The 1,563-nt window shown below is 54.3% G+C and carries 2 protein-coding genes; one reads left to right on the top strand and one right to left on the bottom strand.

The annotated features are described in order from the left end of the window. Positions 1-281 precede the first annotated feature (281 nt). On the bottom strand, positions 282-938 hold the full coding sequence (gene trmB, locus V6D20_07265; GenBank protein ID HEY9815582.1) for a tRNA (guanosine(46)-N7)-methyltransferase TrmB: 657 nt from the start codon (positions 936-938) through the stop codon (positions 282-284). A 258-nt stretch (positions 939-1,196) separates the two neighbouring features. On the opposite strand from trmB, the gene V6D20_07260 reads away from it, so the two are divergent. Continuing rightward, positions 1,197-1,563 (top strand): metallophosphoesterase (locus V6D20_07260; protein HEY9815581.1); only part of this gene is annotated, 367 nt, incomplete at its 3' end.

Genomic DNA, 1,563 nt, shown 5'->3' with positions numbered 1-1,563 from the left:
TGAGACGTTGGCAGGTGCTAAAGATGTACGGGTAGGGTGTTTGAGGGAGATGAAGGCTGTGGCTGTAGAACGATGGCTGTAGACAATTGGGGGGCGATCGCTCCTTGATGCACCTCCATAACGGTTGAATGTCTCCAGGATTTCTACATGTCCTACCCCATAGGACGATGGCTTAGCCCCAGAGGGCTAGAGACGCCATGGCTGGGGCGACGGGCTGATGGGTGTTACACATGAGGATTGTGATCCGATAATTTTAGAGGCTAGACTCCTCTAGCTGATGCTTAAGAAGCTTGGTCTCCCTGAGTGCGGACATACAGGGCGCGATAAACTGGTTTGTTCTGAGATAAGGTAACCGTTTCCCGCTCCGTTTGGACTGGAAATGGGCTTTCAGCCAGCCAGTCTAGACTAGAGCGAACAAATGCCCCATGGGCAGAAAAGCGATCGCACATGTCCACAGCAACGCTTTCGATGTCAGATTGCAGAAACACCTGGCCGTTGGCAGGCAAGACCTCTGCTAGGACATGCACCAACTCGGGCTGCACAACTCGGCGCTTTTGATGGCGCTTTTTGAACCATGGATCAGGAAACTGAATCGAGGCACTGCGCAGCACTCCCGGTGGTAATGCCGTGAGTAGACCGCGCAGGGAGTTGTTGGCATTGCCAAACAAGAAGTGAGCATTAGTCAATGCTTGGGCTTGGCGCTGAGCAGCTTCCACCAAGGGTTCCCGAATTTCCAGTCCCAGAAAATTCCAGTTGGGCCACTGCTGGGCCATGGTGATTGCAAACTGCCCCCTAGCTGAGCCAATGTCGAGGTGAAGGGGGTGGAGGGGGTCAGCAAAGATCTCTGCCCAATTGGGAGGTGGCAAAGGTGTGCCATATTTCTCGCTCAGGGGGTTGACATGCTGTCTCACCCGTTTTCGCATGGAGGCTGGGAGCATAGGTTCGGTTCGAGGACTACATCGCCGGCTTCTGATCCTAGCATTCTGCTTGGGGGATGGATCAAGAACGCGATCGCTCCCCGGGGATAGCCAGGCTTCGGCATTCAGCGATATGCTCAAAAAGAACCGTCTCATCACTCTGGTTCACCGTGCTTCTCCGGCGGCTGGTCTGGGCCAGGCAGGGATCGATGTGAACCCTCGGTCAACAACTTGGTCGAAAACCATGAGACGGTTTTACGTTGCTCCTAGATTGAAGCTATGCGCCTGTCCGTTCGATTTGCCATCGCCAGCGATTTACACATCGGGTTGCCCCACACCATTTTGGATCATCCCAATCGCTTCCATCTCGTTGAGGTGAGCATTCCGTCCCTAGAGGTGGTGTTAGACCATTTTTCCAGCCTCGATCTGGACTTCTTGCTTCTGCCCGGAGATCTGACCCAGCATGGGGAACCGGAAAACCATGCCTGGCTGGCCCAGCGCCTTGCCCAATTGCCCTATCCGGTGTACGTCATTCCCGGCAATCACGACCTGATTGCCACCCATAGAGGCGATCGCGCCATTGCTGCTAGTGATTTCCCCAAGATTTACCGCCAGTTTGGCTATCAAAACACCGACAAGCTGTACT

The sequence above is a fragment of the Candidatus Obscuribacterales bacterium genome, from assembly GCA_036703605.1.
In the GTDB taxonomy this organism is placed as follows: domain Bacteria; phylum Cyanobacteriota; class Cyanobacteriia; order RECH01; family RECH01; genus RECH01.
The sequence above is the reverse complement of the archived record's forward strand: the minus strand, read 5'-3'. Positions and strand labels throughout refer to the sequence as shown.

Excerpts from the sequence above, each read along its gene's own strand:
- trmB (HEY9815582.1), bottom strand. The coding sequence starts at position 938 with ATGCTCCCAGCCTCCATGCGAAAACGGGTGAGACAGCATGTCAACCCC.